Consider the following 18,838-nt stretch of genomic DNA (forward strand, 5'->3'; position numbering starts at 1 on the left):
TTTATTTCCGCATTAACGTAAAATGGGATTTAAACTCTTTAGGTACCCCTTCATGGTCAAAGCTCACTTTAAACCAATAATCATCTGAAGGCATTGCTCTACCATGGAAATATCCGTCCCAGCTGTCGGTGGGAGGAAAAACCTTCAGTAGTTTTCCGTAGCGGTCAAAAACAGAAATTCTTGCTTCCGGGTGATCTAAAAGATCTGGAATGGTCCATGTTTCGAAATATCCGTCACCATTGGGGGTAAAATACTTGGGATATTTAAGCACCACCACTTCTGCCGTTGCTTGCCCGCAATTCCCAGAAACACCTCTAACGGTAATGGTATGGACTCCCGATGGAACATCTCGAAATTCATTGCTTTCCTGAAATTCCCCGTTGTTCAACTGATATTCGTACTGCCCAAATCCCCTGTCCACAGAAATGGTAATGACTGCGACATCTTCAAACGGTGCTGTTACGGCAGCAGAAATAATAGGTTTAGCCGATTCCAGTACAGTAACCGAAGTGGAAGCATAATTACAACTGGCACCTATTTCAGGATTTAATTTGAGGGTTTCCACATAGTACTCTCCTTCCTGGGAAACAGAATATTCTGGGCCTACATGCATAAGTTTATCTTCAAGAAACCACAGTACTTCAAATTCTAAAGGATCAAGATTGGATTTTAAAAGATATTCTGATTCCACTTCTCCCGTTTCAGGATTTCTACAGATGGTTCCGCCTTTGATGTCCAGTTCTAAGAGGGGATATACAGTTATTTCAATCTTTTTTTCATTGATACAGGAAGCGTTCTCTTTTGCGGTAGCATACACATAAACAGTGTGATTTCCGGGAACTGAAATGGTACGTTCTTCAGCAGAAAGTTCTGCCTCGCCACCGGGACTCCAATAGTAACTAACATTATATTCTTCCTGAGACAAAACAGGAAGCGTATAACTGTCACAGCTTTCAACAGGAGCATAATCGGGCAGGGGTGGTGTTTCTGTCACAGTCACCATGAAACTGGTTTCATCTGTACAGATAAACCTCGTCCCGTTGCTGGAGAACACATAAATTCTTTGGGTAGAAGTCACTGCATCCCCGGCTTTCAGTTTAGTTCCTCTTCCGTTGCTTTCGGTAAAATAGTTGCCTTTGGTGATTTGGGGTAAAATATAGGAGTCACAAACCGAAACATCTTCGTATTCGTCTACATCAATTCCTTCGACATAAATGGTAAATCCGTTCTCACTAAAGCAGGAGGTAAGATCTTCCCAGGCGCTGTAAACATACAGGGTTTGTGTGGTGGTGATAATTTCGCCTCCATTCACCAGGGTGCCTTTTCCACCAGGTTTTGTGTAATAGGAACCGTACCTCAATACAGGCAGTTCATACGCCGCACAGGTATAAATATCTGTGAAGTTCTCTACTTTGGGCAACGGCCTTATTTCAACTACAAAACTGCTTTCATTGAAGCAGCCATTCTCCTCATTATTGATATAGATAGTAGAGGTGGTATCAATGATATTCCCGGCAAATAGTTGAGTTCCCGCTCTGTTGGCTTCGGTAAAATATCCTCCATGCGTCAGCTCCGGAAGTTCAAAAAGTTCGTTTTCACAAACCAGAACATCCTGCAGCATATCTACTTCGGGAATGGGAATGATGGTAATATTAAAAGACAGGTTGTCTGTACAGTTCTTTGCTGATGTAGTTTCAGCATAATAATACAGGGTCTGAGAGGTCGTAATAAAACTTCCTGCCGGGATCTCTTTTCCCTTTCCGAAGGCTTCTGTAAAATATGATCCCACTTCAGGAACAGGTAACTCATAGCTTCCGCAGGCAACCACATTCTCATATTTCGGAGTAATGGTGACCTGGAAAGTATGTTCATTGGTACAGGTTCCATTATTACTGAACACGTACAAAGTCTGAGAAGCGATCAGGACCTGGCCTGCAGTGAACTTCTTTCCTTTTCCTCCGGGTGCTGTGAAATAATCGCCATTTTGAAGTGCCGGAAGTTTGTAACTGGTACAGGTGACCACATTTTCAGGTTCATCTACCGGTGGTAGTGGTAAAATGGTAATATTGAAAGTTTCCTCCCGGCAAAAGGTGCCTTCTATTTCGGCATAGAAATATATAGGTCCGTTTTCGGTAATAACAGTACCGGGAAGTAGTTCTGTTCCGGTACCTTCTGGTCCTCCCGGCTGGCTGTAAAAAGCTCCTTCGGGGGGAGAAGGAACAGTAAAGCTACCACAGTATTTTTCACCAATGCTGTAGTCTTCAATAATGGTCACTCTAAAGCTGGACTCGTTAGTACAGCCGTTTTCGTCGGGTCCATTAAATATGTAAATTACTGAGGTTTCATCAATGATGTCTCCGGCAAACAAGGCTTTTCCCATTCCGCCAGACTGGGTAAAATAGTTTCCGTGGGTGATTTCCGGAAGGATGTATTGCACACATTCCACCACATCTTCCAGGCTGTCCACCGGTGGCATATCATTTAAAATCACTTCAAAACTCACTGTGGCTGTACATTCGGGCATATTAAGGTCCTGAACCCGGGCCCAAATGGTTTTCGATTTCTGGCCTTTTGCTACCTGATATTGCTCCGGCGTTTCAATCCTTTTTTTATTTTTCTCGGCATCTTCCCGAAGGCTGAAATAAGAAACTTCATAAGCGGCGGGATCCTGTGTTCCAAGAATCTGATCCCGGGTCTGCGTCAGGTCTACTTCCACTGCCGATCCAGGGACGAAACATTCTTCCACAGGATCGGGTTTATTGGCTTCCACAGGATCATTGACTAGTAACTGAAAATCGTACACCGCATCACAGGTATTTCCGGTGAATTTGTTTACCAGTTTTATAAGAATCTTTTGATTTCCGGAACTGCGGAAATTGTTCAGTTCAGTTGGAGGAACAGGGATATTATTAGTGATCCTTGTAAAAGAGGTGTAGTAAAAAACATCATATTCTTTAGGATCTACTCCTAAAGCTGCTGCATTGTTTTGGGTAAGGTCGTAGTAATAAATACCTGAACCGTTATCGCACACCGTGAGATCTACAGGATTACTCACGTCCAGATTGGAAAAGACCACCTCATCTGTCACCAGGCAACTTGTTCCGTTTTTTGTCACACGAACCCCAAAAGTTCCGGTTTTGTTGACATTAAGAGAGTTTGCAGATTCTCCGGAAATTACTGCTCCGTTGTAGGTCCAGCTATGTGCATACATATTAGTGTCGAGTCCGGTTTCGATGGTATAGGCATCTCCTTGGCAAAAACTGCGGTCGGGTCCAAGATCTACATTGGCATTAAAACTTCCGGCTTCAAGAAAAATGGCGGAGTCGAAATTGGCATCATTTGAGTCTCCGATCACCAGTCTTATCCGGTATGGTTTTCCGGGGGTAATATCTGCGGAAGCATTCATGACCTGTGTATAACCTCTCATGTTCACGGTTGAAGCCGAAGGATTGTCCACCTGATAACTGGAAAAAAGTTCGGGATAATCAGATTCACAGGAGGCATTGTAAGTATCATCTTTTATGGTCCTGACGGAAACTGGGGTTTCTGTTTCCGGTACCACGGCCAGGTTAATGGTTTCGCCAGTCGAAAGATCTGTCAACAAAAAGGCGAATACATCACTGGAAACGCACTGCCATTCCCCGTATTCGTTGGAAGCGAATAAAAAGTTGAAGTTAAAATTGCTGGAAAGCGGAACAAAATCAAATTCAAGAAAAGCTACATCGGTAATAACAGCCGATTGTCCTTCATCGCTGTTGATGCGTTCCAGGTCCGCATCCCGGTAATTGTTTTCCTGACTGCTAACATTTTTTCCTGTGTATTTTCCTTCTGTTAATTTGGCCTCACCACTTCGAATAATGACCCCTTCGGAAATAGGAAATTCTCCGCCGTTATTGTTGAAATAGGCTACAGATTTGTCAGAAGAAAGATCAATATTGGAAACTTCCACACAGGCGTTATCCAGTAAAGCATTTACCAAACCTGAAGGGTCACGTGTACTATCATCGACACTCACCGTTTGACCATATCCCATCGCACATGCCATAATAAGCATATACTTTATCCACTTCATAAAACTATATTTAAAAATTAGAAATAGTTTTTTTCTCACTTCCGCTAAACAGACACATCTGATTAGCGAATGCAAAATTAGTATAGGAAACGGATAAAGGGCATATTTATTCGATGAAATACACTATAGATCTTAAATTTATGTTAATCAACATTTTATCATTAAAAAACTATGATTTTCATGATTTTTTAAAGAAATCTTTGACAAATGAAATTACTACATGGTTTTCTGGTTGATCCTCTTTTGGTAGGTCAGGCTTGTAAAATTTCTTTTTCAACTAAAAATGAGAAGATTAGAAAGCTAAAATCACTGAAAATCTTCCAGCGAACTTCAGATTTTGATTTCCATATCCAATGTTGCCGACAAGCAGAAATGGAAAATACCGGATTTAAATAAATTTTCTGAAGCCATGAGATTTTGATGTATTACAGGAGAAAGATAATTTGCTGAAAATCCAGAAATCCTTCTTTGGAAAGATTTTTTAGGAGAGTAGGAAAATTGTATTTTCAGAAAAGAATTTATCCTTTACGAACTTTTTTTCGGAAAAGACTCCACAATCCGAAGGCAGGGCCTGCAGCAAGCAGCGCGAGCATGTAAATGGTTTCGAACTGCAGCATTAAGAAGTTGATGAATTGAATACTTACAATGGTAATGACGAACCCAATAGAATTCACAATGGTCAAAGCTGTTCCGCGAATTTCCGGATTTGCATTCTGCGCTATCAGGGTGGAAAAAAGCGGGGAATCTGCCACTACAGTCAGCCCCCAGAAAATTAGAAACGAGATCAGCAGGGCGGGAGCATCCAGAATAAAAATCAGCGGAAAAAGTAGGCAGCAACATCCCGACAAAAAAAGTGCCGTGGCAGCAGTTTTTTCGCTACCTATTCTTTCTGAAATATATCCCCCTGCGATACAGGCAATGCCTCCGCTTCCTATAATGAGGAAGGAGATCAACGGAATATTATATTCGGTGGCCGGATGCAGCATATTGTAACTGCTTAAAATAAGCGGAACAAAAGCCCAGAAGGTGTAGAGTTCCCACATATGACCAAAATACCCGTAGGCCGCAGCACGAAACCGGCTATTCCTGAATATCCCAAAAATGCGGAAAGAAACTTTTCCGGCACCTGCTTTCCTGTACGGTCCTTCCGGAACCAGAAATAAAATTAAAAAGCCTCCCAAAATTGCTATTACTGAGGTGGTAATGATTACCAATTTCCATGGGAGGTCTTCACTCCCGCTAAAGGTTTTTAGTAAGTGTGGAAAGGCAGTTCCCAGAACCAGTGCTCCTACCAGGTATCCTAAAGATTTTCCCAGGCCTTCCTTAAAATAATCTGCGGCAATTTTCATTCCCACAGGATAAATTCCGGCGAGGGAAAATCCGGTGAGGAAACGCCACAGGAGCAGACTATTCAGGCTGTTTTGTTCCAGTAAAATTCCCAGGTTGAATATTGCTCCCAAAAGTGCACATACAAAGAATAATTTGGAAGGCTGAAACCTGTCTGCAAGGTTTAGAAAAGCAAAAACAAGAGTTCCGCCAATAAATCCTAATTGTACTGCAGCGGTTAGATGCCCCAGTGCCGTCAGCTCCAGGTTAAAGGTTTTAAGAAGATCACTCATCACTCCGTTTCCTGCAAACCATAAGGAGGTGCAGCAAAATTGAGCAAAAACAATGATAGGCAGTATCTGTCTCGTCTTATTCAAGATTCCAATATATGCTGCGGCTAAGGAAATAAAAAATAAGGCAACAAGAAAGGTTTTAAAGAGATCGTTCTTCGCAAATTGTCAGAATAAGGATTTCCCAGGAACCTTCACCATTTCAGGATACAAGCTTCTTTGAATTTTCTGAATTATTTATTTAATTATAAACAGAAGAAAAATGAACGGAAAATGCGCTTTAAAAATGATTTTTTTAAATTCTGAAACCCCCTAGTACCTGCTCCATCTTATTTATAATATAGTGTAGAAAATAATTTCCTACAGAATTGGAGTTTGGTGGTTAGCTGTTTTTCAGTGTTTAATGTGAAGGAAAGGATGGAATATATAGTGGATTTAATATTAAAAAGTCCCTGATTGTGGAAAACCGTAATTGTTCTCAAAACAGAAAAATTACCTTTGAACATAGGAATTGAGAAGATCTACAACTTATTTAAGAAGAAATGCCGGTACCTGCGAAGCAGGTTGAGTAGGGTCGATTTTGCGGAAGTCAGGACCGGCATTTTATTTCATCCATTATCTGTTGAAAGTAGTATCAGTTTTTAGATATTTTCCTGTATAGTTTGTTCTGTTTAATTAGATTCAGATTATATCTTTATTTATGTTCTTTTTCAGAAGTACTTTAAATATCATTTTTTAAGACCTCAGGAAATCAATGGTTTTCGGAAGAAATATCCGTAATAACCCACCACCAGAAAGCATATAAGAGGCAGGATAAACGAAAAATTGATTTCGGGAACGCCAAGGATATGATGATCGTTTAGCGCCCTTCCTCCCACATCAATTAGGAGCCCCTGCAGTACAGGCATTATGGCACCTCCCACGATTGCCATTACCATAAAAGCCGATGCTACTTTAGCATCTTCTCCCAGACCTTCTAATGCGATCCCAAAAATTGTTGGGAACATGAGTGACATACAAAAAGAGATTCCTACTAGACAATAAAGACCAAATATTGACTCAATGAAAATAGTGCCCATAGAAAAAGCAACTGCAAGAATGTTGAGAATGAAAAGTAGGTTTCCGGGAGTTGTGAATTTTAGTAGATAAGTAAAAATGAACCTTCCACTTAAAAATAACGCAAATGCGAAATATGCGTAATTCACCGCAATTTCATTAGGAATCCCAAGATTCTCAGCGTAGTGATAAATGTAGGTCCAGCACATAATCTGTGCTCCTACATAAAACAACTGTGTAATGACTCCGCGTGTGAACCTTCTTTCTTTCAAAAGTCGAGAAATGATGGCACTCATTTCAGGTAATTTGCCTGTTTCTTTGGTTTTAGGCATTTTTAAAAATTTAATGATCAGGAAAATCACCAATACGAAAATGCCGAGATAGATATAAGGATTCCGGATGACTTCGAGATCTGCGGTACGAATGCTTTGCTTTACAGGTTCAGTAAGATTCGTATAATCCTGAATGTCATCTGATCTTAACCTGCTAAGAATAAATGTTTGGGCTACAAAAAGACCTCCCATTAGCCCAATAGGATTAAAAGCCTGAGCCAGGTTGAGACGCCTGGTGGCAGTTCTTTCATCTCCCATGGAAAGAATGTATGGATTAGCTGAGGTTTCCAGAAATGCGAGTCCGAAAGTTAGTATATAAATAGCGATAAGGAAAAATGCATAACTTTCAAAAGCTGCGGCAGGATAGAAGAGCAGAGCTCCTGTGGCATAAAGTGCTAGCCCTATAAGAACGCCGGATTTGTAGGAGTATTTTCGCATAAAATAGGCAGCAGGAAGCGCAAGGGTAAAGTAACCGCCATAGAAGGAAAGCTGCACCAGGGAAGCTTGAAAATTATTCAGCTCCAACACCTTTTTAAAGGCAGTAACCATTGGGTCTGTAATGGCATTTGCAAAACCCCAGAGTGCAAAAAGGGAGGTAATAAGAATAAAAGGTAAAACTACTTCTTTTGGTACTAGTGGAGTGCTCCTCTTTTCTTCTGTCATACCCGTTAGGTTATGGAACGGTCCAGGTGAGTGTATCCTCCATCTACTACCAGATGCTGTCCTGTAATGTGAGAAGCTTCCTTCGAAAGCAGGAACAGCACACTCGATGCGATCTCTGTACTACTGGTCATTCTTTTTTCCAGTGGAATTTTATTGGTGATGGCCTTGAGTTTTTGTCCAGGATTATCAAATCCTGAAATCCAGTTTTGATATAAAGGTGTCATAACCTCAGCAGGAATGACGGCATTTACGCGAATTCCAAAAGGTAACAATTCCACTGCCCATTCGCGGGTAAGCGCCAGCTGTGCTCCTTTTGCAGCAGCATACCCAGAAGTGCCCCCCTGTCCTGTTAAAGCTGTTTTTGAACTTATATTGACAATAGTGCCACCGGAATGTTTCAGCGCGTTAAGACAAAAATGTGCCATATCATAATAATGGTTCAGGTTAGAGTTGAGAGATTCCTTAAAAGCATCGGGCGAACCATTTTCCAGTCCTATGCTATCATTTCTTCCTGCGTTATTTACCAGGCCATAAATAGTTCCGAATTTGTCAAGGGTTTTTCGGACTACCTGCTCACAAATACCCGGTACATTAAGGTCACCTTCAATGAAATAGCATTTTTTTCCGGCATCCCGCAGTTCTTTTTCCAGCTTTTTACCACTTTCGGGAGTACGGCCTATGAAGACTGGAATTCCCTGTTCCCCGGCGATCTTTCGGGAAATAGCTTCTCCTATTCCTTTGGTGCCTCCCGTGACGATAATTACCTTATCCCTGAGCTGTAGGTCCATTTCTACTTATTTCCATTGAGTAATTCGCCGGTTAAGATAACAGGATTATTTTTTTTGAGCTCAACCCTTATTTCTTTTTCTCCATATTTTATTCTTATAGTTTGATCTTCAGGGGAATTTAAAATTAATTCCTGAAGCTTTCCTTCTTTCCAGGAAATATTCACCTCAATGTTTCCTCTTGCTTTTAAACCTTTTATACTCCCGGTTTTCCATTCCTCCGGAAGAGCAGGAAGAATGCGTAGAAAACCTTCGTGTGATTGCAGGAGCATTTCGGCTATTCCTGCCGTGAATCCGAAATTTCCGTCTATCTGAAAAGGTGGGTGTATGTCCAGGAGGTTTGGATAGATCGATCTTTGCATGAAGAGATTGACATGTTCTTTTGCTGCTTTGGCATCAAGCAGACGGGCATAGAAATTAATGACCCAGGCCCGGCTCCAGCCCGGACCGGCTCCTCCGTGCTCAAGCCGGTGTTCAATGGTTTTGCGCGCAGCTTCGAATAATTTCGGATCCTGACTCGTAATATCATCCCCGGGATGTAAGGCGTATAAATGAGAAATATGACGATGCCCTTTTTCAGGTTCTTCATATTCCCGATCCCATTCCAGAAGTCTGCCGTCTGCGCCTATCTGTAATCCTGGGCGCAGCTGTGCTCGTTGTGCTTTTATCTTCTGAATAAATTCATCCGATTTCCCCAGAATATTTGCAGATTCAATAGTGTTGTCAAATACTTCTGTAATGATCTGGTGACCCATGGCAGTGCCTCGGGATAAAGCTGCAGGCTCGCCATCGGGAGCCAGGTAACGGTTTTCCGGGGAAGTTTCGGGGGTGGAGATGAGGCTGCCGTCCCGCGGATCTTCAGTTAACCAGTCCGAATAAAACTCGGCGTAGGCTTTCAGAGCGGGGTATGCACGTTCTTTTAAAAAGGTGGTATCCTGGGTGAATCTATAGTGCTCCCAATAATGTTGTGCCAGCCAGCCTCCACCGTGGATCCATGATCCCCAGTAGGCTGTTTCGGCCTGCATCCAGGGTGCAGCCCAGAGATCGGTAGTTTGATGCGCTACCGTTCCGCTCATACCGTATTGCTCCCGGGCAAGGATTTTTCCCCGTTCGATCAGGCGGTCTGTAAAGTCAAAAAGCGGCTCCTGGAATTCGCTCAGATTTGCCGGCCCTGCAGGCCAGTAATTCATTTGTAAATTTATATTCAGGTGGTAATCTGCATTCCAAGGTGCCTGGATATGCTCGTTCCAAAGACCCTGCAGGTTGGCGGGATTTGTTCCGGGACGGGAACTGGAGATCAATAAATACCGGCCAAACTGGCATAGCTTTGCCACCAGGTCACGGTCTTTTTTTCCGTTTTTTACCCGCTGAAGCCGTTCTGTTGTAGAGAGTTTATTGAGTTCGTGATGGCCAAGATCAATGGAGGTACGGTTGTAATATGTCTTATGATCCTTCGTGTGTTCTAAAAATACTTTTTCAAAATCTTTGTTATCAAGGTTTTCCAAAGTTTTTTCGTTGTTTCTAGAGTAATCGTCATGATAAAAACTAGTACTGCTAACGATATACAGCGTAGTTTCCTGCACATTTTCAAACGTCATTGTATCGCCACCGGAGGTAACAGTACCAGGTGTTGATTCTGCTTTCAGGATGGTTTCAAAAGATACTCCATAATCTATTTCTACAGGTTCAGAATTGCGGGCGCCCCCGTACTGGGTGATCATTCCCTCCATTTTTAGCATATTTTGTTTCGGAGAGGAAACCTTAACGGTTGGGTGCCCTTGATCTTTAGGTCTACTAAGGGAAAGTTTGAAATCCATTCCTTCAGGATTCTCAGTTTTGATCCTTACTACCAGAACGTCATTGGGAGCAGAGGAGAAGATCTCCTGGGATACCTTATGCCCATCTGCTTTGTAAGTTGTTGTGGTAATTGCTTTTTCAAGGTTCAGTTCTCGCCTGTAATCGGTGATATTATCGTTCTTATATTCAATAAATAGATCACCCATAGTTTGATGGGAACGGGCGACTCCTTTATAGGAAAAACGTTCTACGATAAGACTGTCTGCCAAATGAAACTGGCCGGTTTCAATAAATTTCCGGAGTTCCGCAAGGTCTTCGGGAGTGCCTTTGCTGTTTCCCCAATCGGGGCCGCCCGGCCACAAGGAATCTTCATTCAACTGAATCCTTTCGTTCTTCGGATCTCCGAAAACCATCGCACCGAGTCTTCCGTTACCTACCGGTAAGGCATGATCCCAGCTCTCTGCAGGGGATTCGTACCATAAAATGTGCTGATTTTCAGGAAGGGATTGGGCCGTAGCGGGAATGGAAGATAAAAGCAAAACCAGTAAAGAGGCAAAAAATCTGAAAACATGTAGGTGGTATTTCATGAGCTAAATATTATAAATATATGTGAGTCTTACTGAATTCGGAATTTATTCTGCATAAAATATTCTATCGGAGGCCCTTCCGAAATAGGCTTTTCGTGAATTTAAAATCCTGAAACATTTATTAGGAGAAGTGCAAAAAAAACGATCACTCCTCATAGGCTTTGACATGCTGCCTCGAACTTCCCAATCCGTCAATACCCAGTTCAACCACATCTCCGGATCTGAGGTAACGCTGAGGTTTTAATCCCATTCCGACACCGAATGGAGTTCCGGTGGAAATTACATCTCCGGGTAGAAGGGTCATAAACTGACTAATGTAGCTTACCACTTCAGCGATGTTAAAAACAAAATCTGAGGTATTGCTGTCCTGCATCGTTTTTCCATTCAACTTTAACCATAGGTTGAGGTTGTTGGGATCCTTAATTTCATCTTTGGTCACCAGATATGGCCCGAGAGGAGCGAAGGTATCACAGCTTTTCCCTTTCACCCACTGGCCTTCACGTTCCAGCTGAAATTCACGTTCGCTGTAATCGTTATGTAATACATATCCTGCAACAGCATCCATCGCTTCAGATTCACTACAGTAGGAAGTTTTCTTCCCAATTACCACTGCTAGTTCCACTTCCCAGTCTGTCTTTTTGCTGTTCTTGGGTATAATAAGATCATCGTTAGGACCGACAATTGCTGAAGTTGCTTTAAAGAACAAGACTGGCTCCTGTGGTGGTTTCATTCCACTTTCTTCTGCGTGTTTTGCGTAATTGAGTCCGATACAAATTAGCTTTGAAGGCCTTTTTAGTGGACTTCCCAATCTTATATCTGAAGGAATTTCAGAGCAGGAATTATGGTTAGATGAGAGCCATTCTTTTAATTTTTGGATACCATCTTCTGCAAAGAAATCTTCGTTATAATCTATGGTGAACGAGGAAACATTTAATCTTTTCCCGTCTTCCAATTCAACTCCCGGTTTTTCTCTATTTAAATCTCCAAAACGTATTAATTTCATATAATTTTTATCTTCAACAGTTGTTAGCTTTTCAGCTGTTCAATTTAATGAATCCTCCATCTATGGGGAAATCTGTTCCGGTAATAAAAGAAGCCTCATTCGAGCACAGGTAGACGGCAAGATCTGCCACTTCTTTTGGTTCTCCCATACGACCAATGGGTTGTGTAGCAGATAATTTTTTAAACATTTCTTTTTCCTTTCCAGGATAATTTTCTGAAAGGAAACCGTCCACAAACGGGGTGTGGATCCTTGCGGGGGAAATACTGTTGCAACGAATACCGTAATCGAGATAATCTTTAGCAACCGAGTAAGTCATCGTCAGTACAGCACCTTTAGTCATCGAGTATGCAAATCTTTCTGAAATACCTACCGAAGAAGCTATGGAGGCGATGTTGATGATCACAGCATTCTTATTTTTCATCCGCGGAATGCAGGCATACATACAGTTGTAGGTTCCTTTGATGTTTACCTGGTACAATCTGTCGAGATCTACTTCTTCAGTTTGTTCGATCGTTCCCACATGTGCAATTCCGGCATTATTGATCAGGATCTGAAATTCCGGAAGTTTTTGAATTACAGCTTCCACCTCCTTTTGTTTACTAATGTCACAGGTATGAACAACAACAACTTCTCTCTCTTTGTTCAGTGCTGAAGCCAGTTTCACACCAATTTCAGAATTTATTTCAAGGATATGGACCGTGGCACCTTGTTCTACAAAAGCTTCAGTAATTGCTTTTCCAATTCCGCTGGCGCCTCCTGTTACAATGGCTATTTTATTTTTTAAACTGAATTTCATTTAATTAATTATTGGAGTCTTTATAATATTCTCCAATTCTGACTTCCAGATGGCTCCAGATGGAAAAGAATATTCTTTTAAAGATTCTTTTTTCATGGTAACACTGTAGCCGGGTGCTGCTGGAAGGAGATAATTGCCGTTTTTAATCACCACGGGATCAACAAAATGTTCGTGCAGATGATCCACATATTCAATTACCCTGTTCTCGATTCTTCCACTTATGGAAATATAATCTATCATGGATAAATGCTGTACATATTCGCAAAGACCTACACCACCGGCGTGAGGACAAACCGGAATTGCAAATTTTGCAGCCATAAGCAAAATTGCAAGAATTTCGTTTACACCACCAACCCTGCAACTGTCGATCTGGCAAATTCCCATGGCATCTGCCTGCATGAGTTGTTTAAAAATAATTCGGTTTTGGCAATGTTCTCCCGTTGCAACATGAATTGGAGCTACGGCTTTTGCAATTTTAGCATGCCCCAGTATGTCATCTGGGCTGGTGGGTTCTTCGATCCACCAGGGATTAAATTGGGAAAGGATTTTCATGTTTTCAATGGCTTCATCCACATCCCATTTCTGGTTGGCGTCCATCATTAGTTTCAGGTCTTCACCAATTTCATCTTTTATGATAGAGGCCCGACGAATATCTTCCCCCAGATTAGAACCTACTTTCATTTTTACATACTTCCAGCCGGCGGCTTTGGCTTCACGACACAACTCCCGGAGTTTTTTATCTGAATACCCCAACCAACCCACTGAGGTATTATAAGCGGGATAACCATTTTTTTCCAGATAGGTGATGCGCTTCTGTTTGGTGCTTTCTTTTTCCTTCAGCATAGCAATGGCTTCTTCAGGAGTAATGACATCTGTAATATATTTGAAGTCCACGCAGGAAACCAGTTGTTCCGGAGTCATATCGGCTAAAAGTTTCCAGAGAGGTTTTTCTTCAACTTTGGCATAAAGATCCCAAACTGCATTTACCACGGCTCCCGTTGCAAGATGAATAACCCCTTTCTCGGGCCCCAACCATCTCAACTGACTGTCGCCGGTGATCATCGTCCAGAAGGCTCCCATATCTTCAGTGAATGAACTAAGGGTTTTATTGAGAAGCAGAGGAGATAAGGCTTCAATGGCTTTCGCACAAATTTCATTTCCACGGCCAATTGTAAAAGTGAGTCCGTGGCCTTCCAGGTTGTTGGGATGATCCGTTTTCAAGATAACATAGGCTGCAGAATAATCGGGATCTGTATTCATAGCATCGGAACCAATAAAATTCCGGCTGGTAGGAAAGCGCACATCATGCACCTCAATATCTACGATCTTAATTTGTTGTTTCATAATCTAATTTCTTGAATACACACGACTGTAATCCTGGAGGTATTCTGTAGGTGAGTAGTTGGTGATGGCTTTGAACTGCCTGTTGAAATTGGAGAGGTTGTTAAAGCCAGATTCGTAACAAATATCTGTTACACTATATTTTTGTTCCAAAAGCATTTTGCATGCATATCCCACCCGTATCTCATTGAGGTATCGGGAAAAAGTTTTTCTGCTAACTTTTTTAAAAAACCTGCTAAATGCCGACGGATTCATATGGGCAATTTCTGATATCTCTTCCAGAGAAATGGGTTTTTTAAAATTGTTGAAGACATAAGAATATACCTTGTCCAGGTTGTTGTTTTCACTGCGATGGAAGGTGCTTAAAAAGCCTGTACTCGATAACAGAACGTAATCTTCCCATTTTGACAAAAGATTAAGGATCTCAAGCATTTTAATGACTCTTTCAAAATCATCAAGTGCTACCATCTGTTTTATTTTTCCAATGATCTCCTCATTTTTATCTTTAAATTTTATTCCCCGCCGCGCTTTTTCAAAAAGCTGACCGATATGTTTCATCTCTGGAGTTTCTAAAAAATCTTTTCCAAGAAACTCCTGTTTGAAATGAACAGCTATGGCTTCGGCTTTCAGCTCTGAACCTTCAGCAAAATAAGCTTTGTCATTTAGCCACATATGAGGCAAATTCTTGCCCAGAAGAATAATTTCCCCCTGGCTAAACTTTTCGATACTGTCCCCGACAAATCTCGTTCCTGTACTTTTAAGCACCACTACAAGCTCCAACTGTTCATGGTAGTGCCACAGCTTTAAAAAATTTGAATAGCTGTTGTAGTGTACCGAAAGAGATTTATTCCGGAGATCGGACCTGTCTAAAAAATGTAATTTCATGGTGTTAGCCTTTGACTTTTTTCGATCCTTATTCCGATTTCAGGAAATGATCAAGAATTCTTTGAAAGTTGGAAGAAACATTGGTGGGTTGTCTTGTAGAGTATAGCCATGGTCTAATCCTCCCGGTTAACTATTGCCTTCAAAAGATTTGGATAAAGCACTTCCCCGGTTTCCCTGTCAAAAATGGCAAAACCATGAGCGTCTTCATCACCGTTATCCCAATAAAAAGGAACTAGTCCATGTTCTATGGCAGATTCAGTGACATACTCCATGTAATATTGACGGTATTCTTCATGTCCATCTACGCTTGGCCTTGCAATTGCGCCGTACTCGCCAAGAATCACGCCTACTCCATTATCAATGAATTCGGTTTTCATCCGGTCGAACTGATTATCGACGTAAGATTCATTTGCCCAGTCTTCAGATTCCAGTGCATCATCTCCCCATTGATAAACATTGCTCTCTTCGTTTAATGTGAAATTAAAAGGATCGTAATAATGAACTTCCATCATTAGCCGCTCATTCACAATATCTTCAGGAATTTCAGCAAAATTTAGAGTGTGGTCAATATTGGTATTGAATCCCTGTGCCACTAGATGGCGATAATGATTTCTTCCTCCTGTAGCCCTTACAGCATCCACGAAGGTTTGGTTGAATCCATTTTGTACAGTATAGTATTCCTCAGTAGGCGTTCCATAATCACCTTCTACCATTACTTCGTTGGTACCTGCAAAAAGGAGGCGGTCGTCATAATCTCGGAAGTTTATGGCAATTTGTTGCCACATGATTTCCAATCGATTATTTACATATTCTTCATCATCATAGGTGGGCTGCATCCAGCCATTATCCCAATGGATGTTGATGATGGCATACATATTATTGTCAAGTACCAGATTCACAACTTCCTCTACACGGTTCATCCATTCTTCTGTAATGACAAAGTTCTCTTCATCTGAAAATTTGCTCCATGCAACAGGAATTCGTACTGCATTGAATCCGGCATCCTTTACAGATTGTATTAATTGCTCATTCACTCTTGGATTTCCCCATGCGGTTTCGCCACCTATGGCATCAAGAGAGTTTCCTAAGTTCCAGCCTATTTCCATTTCATTGGCAAGTTCAACGCTCGTAAGATCACGCATGCCAGTTTCATCGGGTTCGATGGTAGCTTCAGGAGTTTCGGCTGGCGGAGCTTCGGCAGCGGCTTGAGTTACTGTGATTTCCTGCGTATCATTTTCAGCAGAAACAGTTAGGGTTGCAGTTCTTTCTTCGGTAGCTTCATTAGCTTCTGCGGTAACCACCACATCACTTGTTTCCAGCCCTGATTCCGCAGATAAAGAAATCCAGTCTGCACCACCGGAAATGTTCCATTCTGCTCCACTGGTTATTTCAAATGTACTTTCACCTCCTGCCGCTTCAAAATCAATGGTAGTAGGAGTGACACTAAATTCAATTGGATCGGGTGGGGCAACGGTTCTTGATGCATCATCATCTTCTGTGCACGATACAAAACCAATACTCGTGAAGAGCATTAACAGAATCCTAAAGACACTAAATGCTAGTTTTTTCATCTCGGTTGTTTTTTGGTTAATATTTTTATTTGATTTTAATATGTATTTCCTCCAGAATATTTCTTGAAGAATTCCCTATTTTAAAGGTATAGGTGCCTGGTTCCACAGACCAGGATTTGTTTTTCGCGTTGTAGTATGCCAGTTCCTTTACCGGAATTTCTATGGAAACTGTTTCTGAACTTCCTGCTTCAACAGTTACTTTTTTGAATCCTTTCAGCTCCTGGGCGGCACGTTCTATTTGAGAATCAGACTTCGACATATATACCTGTACCACTTCTTTTCCATCTACTTCACCGGTATTTTCCACCTCAATCTCAAGGGTGATCGTGTCATTTTCTGTATAGGTTTCTTCCTTATTTACTTTTGGACTTTTGAAGTCAAAAGAGGTATAGGAAAGTCCGTAGCCAAAAGGATACATTGGCTCTATATTTTTGGTGTCGAACCAACGGTAGCCCACAAGAATACCTTCTTCATACGTGACAGATTCGTCTCCCGGAAAGCTGTTTGTGGCATGAGCGGGAGAATCCTCAAGACGTAAAGGCATAGTCCATGGAAGTTTTCCGGAAGGATTAATTTCTCCTAAAAGCACATCCACCAGGGCATTTCCTCCTTCCGAACCGTTGAACCAGCTCCATACAAGGGTAGAAGCATTTTTCTCTACCTTCTGAAGATCAAAAGGTGCACCGGCAATCATTACAATAATGGTATTTGGATTGGCTTCTTTTACACGGTCAATCAATTCTTCCTGCCCAAACGGAAGCTGAATGTCTCTTCTATCTGCAGCCTCCGATTCGTAATCTCTGTTGGATCCGGCAAAAATGATCGCCACATCTGAACTTTTTGCAGCTTCTACTGCTTCCTGAACCATGTTTTCATCTAGTTCGTCAATGGTCGCCCTGCCATAATTTTGATTTTGATCGTTTGCAGGAACATAATTTTCCTCATAACCTTTTGCGTAATTAATACTAACCGACTCCGGAAGCTTGTTTTTCAAAGCATCCAGCGGAGTGATTTCATCGCGGGTTTTTACTCCGGCACCAAATCCACCCTGAGCGTATGTCCTGGTGGCGTTGTTCCCAATCACGGCAATACTGTTGATTTCTTCAGCATTTACCGGAAGTAAATTTTTCTCATTTTTCAGCAGTACTACAGATTCTGAAGCTATGTTGTAGGCGTCCTGAAGATGAGCTTCGGTATTTCTGCTTCCTTTGGCGCGACCTGTAGAATCAATGCTTTTGATGTTGTACATTACCCTAAGTACGCGGCGTACATGTTTATTTACTTCTTCTTCCGAAAGTTTTCCTGCCTGCACAGAATCGATTAGAGGCTGTGCGAAATAATACTCATCAAAAGGAGCATTGGTACCCATCTCTACATCGGCTCCCGCTTTCAATGCTTTGACGGTGCTGTGGATGGCATCCCAGTCGGAGATGACAATACCTTTAAAGCCCCATTCATCTCTGAGAACATTCTGCAGCATATATTCGTTCTCGTTGAGATAATCTCCACGTAGTTTATTGTACGCTCCCATTACACTGTAGGCGTGACCTTGTGTAATGGCAGCTTCAAAAGCCGGAAGATAAATCTCCCGCAGGGTTCTCTCATCCAGAAGTACATCTACCGTTCCTCGATTTGTTTCCTGATTATTGACGGCGTAATGCTTTATACAGGCAGCGACATCATTTTCCTGTACCCCAACAATATAAGGTACAGTGATCATTTTGTTTAAAAACGGGTCTTCAGAAAAGTATTCATAGGTACGACCTCCCAGCGGAGTCCGGATGATGTTGAAGGCAGGAGCCAAAAGCACGTCCTTATTCCTGTCGCGGGCTTCTGCGCCCATCACATTCCCGAAGGTATATGCTAAATCAGGGTTCCATGTGGCGGATAGTCCACCACCGGCAGGCAGAAAAGTAGCGTAATCATTCTCCCAGCCTGCATTTGCCCAGGAATCCCTGGAAATTTCTTCGCGGACGCCCAGAGGGCCATCGGCCATGGTTAATTCCGGAATTCCCAGTCGTGGTACACCCGAAGTGGCAAACATACTGGTCCCATGAAGCATTCCGGATTTTTCTTCGAGAGTCAGTTGTGCGATAAGGCTGTCAATTTTCTCTTCGTATTCCATACTCAGCGGTTCACCTTCAAAAATTTCCTCTTTTGATGTTCTGGCTGAATCTCTGTTTTCGCTTTGAGCATTTCCTTCACAGCCAACAATGGCAAAGAGGCCGAGGATACTCAAAAAAGGTATTATTTTAGTTTTCATTCAATTGGAATTTATAATGCAAGCCTAATGATTCAGTTTACAGAAAATTTTATTTCCTTTAGGATCTTCTT

At 41.9% G+C, this 18,838-nt stretch carries 11 protein-coding genes; all 11 read right to left on the reverse strand.

Annotation, left to right across the window (positions count from 1 at the left end; translation table 11 throughout):
- Position 1: 1 nt before the first annotated feature.
- Complete coding sequence (locus IE056_RS03425; protein WP_189603266.1) at positions 2-4,072, reverse strand: T9SS type B sorting domain-containing protein; 4,071 nt, start codon at positions 4,070-4,072, stop codon at positions 2-4.
- A gap of 518 nt (positions 4,073-4,590) precedes the next feature.
- Positions 4,591-5,775 carry an MFS transporter gene (locus IE056_RS03430; protein ID WP_189603267.1) on the reverse strand — a complete coding sequence of 395 codons (1,185 nt, stop codon included), beginning with the start codon at positions 5,773-5,775 and terminating at the stop codon, positions 4,591-4,593.
- 656 nt (positions 5,776-6,431) lie between these two features.
- Positions 6,432-7,739, reverse strand: a complete 1,308-nt coding sequence (gene fucP, locus IE056_RS03435; RefSeq protein WP_189603268.1) for an L-fucose:H+ symporter permease — start codon at positions 7,737-7,739, stop codon at positions 6,432-6,434.
- Between the two features lie 5 nt (positions 7,740-7,744).
- On the reverse strand, positions 7,745-8,527 hold the full coding sequence (locus IE056_RS03440; protein WP_189603269.1) for an L-fucose dehydrogenase: 783 nt from the start codon (positions 8,525-8,527) through the stop codon (positions 7,745-7,747).
- Between the two features lie 2 nt (positions 8,528-8,529).
- Complete coding sequence (locus IE056_RS03445; RefSeq protein ID WP_189603270.1) at positions 8,530-10,908, reverse strand: glycoside hydrolase family 95 protein; 2,379 nt, start codon at positions 10,906-10,908, stop codon at positions 8,530-8,532.
- 145 nt (positions 10,909-11,053) lie between these two features.
- Positions 11,054-11,911 carry a fumarylacetoacetate hydrolase family protein gene (locus IE056_RS03450; protein WP_189603271.1) on the reverse strand — a complete coding sequence of 286 codons (858 nt, stop codon included), beginning with the start codon at positions 11,909-11,911 and terminating at the stop codon, positions 11,054-11,056.
- Between the two features lie 31 nt (positions 11,912-11,942).
- Positions 11,943-12,707: an SDR family NAD(P)-dependent oxidoreductase gene (locus IE056_RS03455; protein WP_189603272.1), complete on the reverse strand. Its 765-nt coding sequence runs from the start codon at positions 12,705-12,707 to the stop codon at positions 11,943-11,945.
- The gene (locus IE056_RS03460) at positions 12,708-14,051 is read right to left on the reverse strand and encodes an L-fuconate dehydratase (RefSeq protein WP_189603273.1); all 1,344 of its coding nucleotides are present in this window, start codon (positions 14,049-14,051) and stop codon (positions 12,708-12,710) included.
- A 3-nt stretch (positions 14,052-14,054) separates the two neighbouring features.
- Complete coding sequence (locus IE056_RS03465; RefSeq protein WP_189603274.1) at positions 14,055-14,933, reverse strand: AraC family transcriptional regulator; 879 nt, start codon at positions 14,931-14,933, stop codon at positions 14,055-14,057.
- A 113-nt stretch (positions 14,934-15,046) separates the two neighbouring features.
- A complete protein-coding gene (locus tag IE056_RS03470; protein WP_189603275.1) occupies positions 15,047-16,504 on the reverse strand; it encodes a cellulase family glycosylhydrolase in 1,458 nt (485 codons plus the stop codon).
- Between the two features lie 25 nt (positions 16,505-16,529).
- Complete coding sequence (locus IE056_RS03475; RefSeq protein WP_189603276.1) at positions 16,530-18,767, reverse strand: glycoside hydrolase family 3 C-terminal domain-containing protein; 2,238 nt, start codon at positions 18,765-18,767, stop codon at positions 16,530-16,532.
- Positions 18,768-18,838 lie beyond the last annotated feature (71 nt).

The sequence above is a fragment of the Salinimicrobium marinum genome (assembly GCF_014651535.1).
GTDB lineage: Bacteria > Bacteroidota > Bacteroidia > Flavobacteriales > Flavobacteriaceae > Salinimicrobium > Salinimicrobium marinum.